Here is a 5,855-nt window from a genome sequence, read left to right on the forward strand (position 1 = left end):
ACCATCGTGAACTGTTTGTCATACTCGTGTGCTCACCCAGCACCTGTACCATTAAATCCAAAATTAGGCTCGTAACTATAAGTACCATCTGAATTTAAAGTAAGGCTACCATTTGTAACATCTGTAACCAACGTAACCGGATCCAAATCAGGGTTATAGTCATTGACTGTAACATCACCCGTGAGGAGCTGATTCTCATTAATATTTACCGCATCATTTGATGCAATAGGCACATCATTACTATTTACTACATCTATTGAAACTGTAGCTTGACCACACTCAGAAGGAGTTCCATTGTCACATACTTGATAAGTGAAGCTATCACTTCCTACATAATCTGCATCTGGTGTATATGTATAAGTACCATCAGGGTTAATAGTTAATGTACCGTGTTGGACATCTACTACAGGCGTTGTATTAATAGTTAATCCTAAGTTCTCATTATCAATGTCATTAGCTAAAACTGAGGATCCGGATAAGGTACCATCTTCTAAAACACTGGCCACGTCATTCACTCCCTGAGGAGCAGGATCATCTACTGGAGTAACATCTATAAAAACAGTAGCTTGACTACATGCTCCACCTGCTTCTGTATCACAAATTTGGTAAACAAAACTATCAGTACCGTTGAATCCATTATCAGAAGTGTATGTAAAACCTCCATCAGGATTAATTGACAATGTTCCATTGCTTGCGTCCGTCACTAATGATACAGGATCAGGGTCAGGGTTATCATCATTACCTAAAACATTGCCAGCCAACTCCACATCTTCATCTACTGACAAAGTATCATTGAACGCGATTGGCACATCATTAGTAGGGTCAACCGTAATGGTTACCGTGGCATTGTCACACTCCGAAGGTGTAGCATTATCGCAAACCTGATAAACGAATGAATCAGATCCTACAAAATCCTCATCAGGGGTGTAATCAAAAGTGCCATTAGCATTAATAACTAATGTACCAGATGTTACGTCTGTAACTGGCGTAGTGTTGATAGTAAGTCCTAAACTTTCATTATCTACGTCATTACCTATTACATCAATCCCAGTCAGGCTGGCGTCCTCATTAACATTTACATTATCATCTACTGCTACAGGAGCTGGGTCGTTAACCGGATTTACCGTAATAGAAACTGTTCCTTGAAAACATTGGGAGGGTTCCACATCATCACAAACTTGATACGTAAAGCTGTCACTCCCAAAAAAATCTTCATCCGGAACATACGTAAAGGTGCCATCCGGATTTAAATTAAGCGTACCATGGTCTACTCCACTAACAACGGTAGCCACCTCACCAGCTTCAAGGTTATTATCATTTGTAAAAACATTACCGTTTAATGTATTGTCTTCATTAAATGTGAAAGTATCATCTTGAGGGTCAGGGTATCCGTCAACATGGTAAATCAATCTCACTCGTCCGGGAGTTCCTACATTATTCACCACATTAACAATTATTGTATCATTTCCCAGATGTGTATTACTGGCAATGTAAGCGATACAAGTGTCTAACGCCTGCCCTGGGTTATCAATAGGGTACGCATCCCCTGTATTGGGCGAATCATCTATTGAAGTGATATTATAGATATCGCTACAACTAAGCAAATCCAAACAATGATCTAATTGCTGACCTTGCATCAATGTACCAACTTCATAGATAGTTGTAGGCAACCCTACAACAGGGTCTAAAACATCAATTTTTGCAGGAAAACCTGATAAAAACCCATAAGTACCTCTTCCATTTTCTCCTACAATAACTCCTAAATGAAAATAATCATCTGCTTGAACCACTACGTTAGAAGGTTCTGTGTCAGGATAATTAAAACTAATGGTAGACCATCCTGCTCCACCTGGCACTACTGAAGGTGTATTATCATAACTTGTATATGGCAGACCATTTATAGTTAATGATGACAATGCACCATTACTGATCATTATATGAATGATATTTTGATTATTGCTAAATCTGGTAAACTCCAGATAATTACTCCCTGTACAGTTGATAGAAGGAATAGCAGACATTCCTACCTCTTCCTGAAACAAACCAGAAATGTGGTACACATACGCATTTTTACTTGTAGTGATATAATGAGGGTCTCCAAGATTACCTGTTAATTCATACTCAAATATATCTCCCGCGTTATACGTACCGACATTGGCTCCATCAACAGCAATAGAAGTGTTATTTTCCGTAGGTATTACTAGTGCATAGTCACTACCTTGAGTTGAACTACCCCTCACTACAATATATTCAGAGCCTATAACATCAAAAATATCAGATTTTATAGGCACAATTTGATCTATACCAGCATCTGCATTGGCAGCTCCAAAATTCATACGGGTATGTTGTGACCCAGCCATAACCGCTATAGGTTTATCTGACACTACAGCTGAACCCGCCAGGTTATTAGTAACATTATCTGCCCCGGCTCCTGCTCCCGCATTATTCTTAACCAGGTATGTTTCATTTTTTTGAAGCGTAAAGGTATGCGGATTTCCTACCCCCGCTATTTGATTAGGTGCTGTAATGGTTATTGTGGTATTATCCTCTGTAGCCATTACAGAAATAAAATGCACATCATCTTCTCCATAACTATCTTGAGTTATGCGAGTTTGAGAACCAACCCTGAACTCATTTCCCAGAGCAAAGCTTCCCTTTAATGTGGCAATACATTGATTGTTGTTGGAAGTGTTTCTATAAACGGCCTGAATTGGATAATCAGAATTAATTAATAACCCTTTATTGTCTTCCGCAATGTTATTTTCATGCGTCATCCCTAACACAGTACTAAGTGGCACCGTGGATGGACTACCCGGAGACACTGTACCTGAAGCCACCAAAACTCCGTTTGGTAAGTTTATAGTATAGTGTGCTACAGGGTATGCCGTGGTTATGAGCAATTCTGTTGGCCCCGAATCTCCTCCTCCATTACGAGGTTCCCAGACTGGTGGCATCCAATAATCAGTATCAAACTGAGCCTGCGCGGACAGTGCTGATATTAAAAATAGCACTAAAAAAAGATCCGCTTGTGGACTAGATAAAAGTGTTGCATAGGATATTCATTTAGTTATGCCCTGAATATAAATGGACAAAATTAATGAGATGAATTTCCTCGACTAACTGCAATCAAAATCCGATGAACTGATTTTAACCTATAAAATAATAAAATTGTACAATTTTAATTATGAAAAAATATGAATCCTTTGAAAAATTACTTATTCACATATTAAGACTTATTTACATGAAACAACATAGAAATTCAGCCATCACAATCTGTTAATAATTTAAATTTAGCCTTAGTCAAATCATGGTTAGCGCTTTTATAGATAAACCCATTTATCCCCGCTTCTGCGCTGAAATTTTCATCATTCTCAGAGAATAAATAAATGGGCAACTCACAGCATGAGTAATCTTTACGTAATAACTTAATGACATCTAAATTAGGGGCGTTCAAAATTCCATTATCAATAAAAATTACATTTGGAGAATACTCATACAGCCTACTGCTGAGTGCAATTTTATCATACACATAATTCAAACTACTTGCCACCATTAAACGAGGGTTAAAACAAATTTGGTTGAGGTAATTATGCATTCCCTTAACCCAAAGTGGATCCAAACCGATGAGCAGCACTTTGGTGAAAATCTTATCTGAAATTAAATACGTCATGGGTATATCCGTTAGTTACGCCAAGAAAGAATCAAACACACTACCAAAACGAATAAAAAAGCACAAAACTTACACTGTATTAATGAAGGAAGAATCAGGTAAACCGTTTTGCTAAACTGAAACGCATAAAAAAAATTTGAATAGATTCAAAGAACTTACAAAGTAAGAATTAATGAATATTCCATTGGACGGAATAGATTCTATACAGAAGAAGTCAACTTACTAATTACCAATATATTTAAGCTGAGGCAGACGCTATAATCATGACTTAAAAGACAACAAGCTAAAGCTATTCCCTCCCCAGACTTAGCATTTATAGTGCACGAGAATGAAAGATCTGATTAACTAATAATCTAATTAATTAGTCTTTTGTGTGATATTCGATCTTATTAATACGCCATACAAATTCACTTGCTGCAGTTTTTACTATCGCTTCATCACCCACTTGTTTATTGAGCAGGGCCTGCGCCATTGGCGAATCCATAGAAATATAATCTTTAGCACCTATCAGCTCTTCGTACCCCACTATACGGAGCCGCTTTTTCATACCTTTAGTATTTTCAATTTCTACCCATGCACCAAACATCACCTTTCCCTCTTGGTAGGGATCATATTTTATTACTTTAAAATCATCGATACACCTGCGTAGGTATAAAATACGACTATCTATCTCGCGCAGTCGCTTTTTATTATAATGATAATCCGCATTTTCTGAACGATCACCAAGGCTCGCTGCCCACGAAACTTTCTTAGTAGTTTCAGGCCGCTCTACTCGCCATAAGTGATCTAGTTCGGCCTTCAACTTTTCTAATCCCTCAGGAGTAATCATCTGCGATCTCTTCATAATTTATATAGCTTGTCAATGGGGGTACAAGAGAAATGAAATTCATTCAATTATCCAATAGGTTAGATTAATTTATCGCCACAAATAGCATATTTTTAGCTCAGCACACTGTTTAGCGGCTCGAATTCTCAAAATACACAAGAATTAAATCAATCAATAAATTATATTTTAAGAAAATAAAACCATATTTAAGGGAAAATTTAAAGGAGTATGATGACACTCATTTTTAAAGGAAAGGGAATTCTAATAATTATTTACTTTATAGTTGTAACCTTCTTTTTAGGAATATTAAATGCACTATTAACTAGTTATTTCGAATTTAAAAACAACCTCAACATAGAGATCTTTGGAGCTCTCATATTAATAGGAACTGGTACTTGGACTAAATTGACTGCTAAAGATTATATTATAACTGATTCAGGGAAAAAAATTTATCTAGATTTAGAAAATTCCCTTTTCTTCATCAGCATGAAATGGTGGGGTATAATATTGCCTTTTATAGGGGTCTGCTTGTTTATTTATGGATTATTGAAATTATTATTCCTCATTCCTGAATAAGCTTATGTAAACCATGTCTAATTCTTCTTTCATCAACATGCCTAAACAACTGCACCTTAAGACATTACTACTAGTATTATCATTAATTACCTCTTGCGAAAAGCCGACTAAAAAAAACGTATCTAAGGAAGTAATCATTCAAAAAATCAAGGACTCCACCTTTTCTGAAGGCCCTCATTTTATTTCTCGAAATATTATAGAAGATAAAAAGGGTGATATTTGGATAGCTTCCTTCGAAGGAATTTTCAAATATGATGGCTCCTCATTCACCCATATTACTAGTGAAATAAGCAATACACGATTCTTTTCCATTTTGCAGGACAGCAAAGATAACTTCTGGTTTGGCACCGCAGGAGAAGGTTTAGGGGTTTATTATTATAATGGCAATACCTTTCAACACTTCACTACAGCTGATGGACTGGTCAACAATCTCGTTTTAGAGATTTTTGAAGATGACAATAAAGACATATGGTTTGGCACTGCAGGAGGCTTAAGTATATACAACGGCAAGTCTTTTCAAAATTTCACTGCAGCTGAAGGCTTATCCAACACTGAAATTAATACTATAATAAAAGATAACAATGGCAAATACTGGATAGGAACAAGAGGTAGCGCATATATTTATGATGGAAAAGCATTTACCATATTCATGCATATGGGTAAGCCCTTTACCAATGTCAGATCCATGATCAAAGACAAGAATGGCCATATATGGCTCGGAGGCGAGGATGGGTTATGGCGTCAGGTGCTGGGTGAGCACACGAGTATGACAAACTTAACCTT

General features: G+C 36.8%; 5 protein-coding genes. 2 read left to right on the forward strand and 3 right to left on the reverse strand.

The features are described from left to right. Positions 1 to 32: 32 nt before the first annotated feature. From ACXAC1_RS19775 to greB, 3 genes are all read right to left on the reverse strand, one after another. Positions 33 to 2,837: an Ig-like domain-containing protein gene (locus ACXAC1_RS19775; protein ID WP_475063921.1), complete on the reverse strand. Its 2,805-nt coding sequence runs from the start codon at positions 2,835 to 2,837 to the stop codon at positions 33 to 35. Positions 2,838 to 3,259: 422 nt separating this feature from the next. Further along, positions 3,260 to 3,670 carry a response regulator gene (locus ACXAC1_RS19780; RefSeq protein ID WP_474975617.1) on the reverse strand — a complete coding sequence of 137 codons (411 nt, stop codon included), beginning with the start codon at positions 3,668 to 3,670 and terminating at the stop codon, positions 3,260 to 3,262. A gap of 361 nt (positions 3,671 to 4,031) precedes the next feature. Further along, positions 4,032 to 4,499, reverse strand: a complete 468-nt coding sequence (gene greB, locus ACXAC1_RS19785) for a transcription elongation factor GreB (protein WP_475063922.1) — start codon at positions 4,497 to 4,499, stop codon at positions 4,032 to 4,034. 225 nt (positions 4,500 to 4,724) lie between these two features. On the opposite strand from greB, the gene ACXAC1_RS19790 reads away from it, so the two are divergent. Both ACXAC1_RS19790 and ACXAC1_RS19795 read left to right on the forward strand, forming a co-directional pair. Then, complete coding sequence (locus ACXAC1_RS19790; RefSeq protein WP_474975615.1) at positions 4,725 to 5,072, forward strand: hypothetical protein; 348 nt, start codon at positions 4,725 to 4,727, stop codon at positions 5,070 to 5,072. Between the two features lie 13 nt (positions 5,073 to 5,085). Beyond that, the coding region (locus tag ACXAC1_RS19795; protein WP_475063923.1) for a ligand-binding sensor domain-containing protein at positions 5,086 to 5,855 on the forward strand (770 nt) is incomplete at its 3' end.

It is taken from the genome of Marinomonas sp. AWM4_232, from assembly GCF_056158325.1.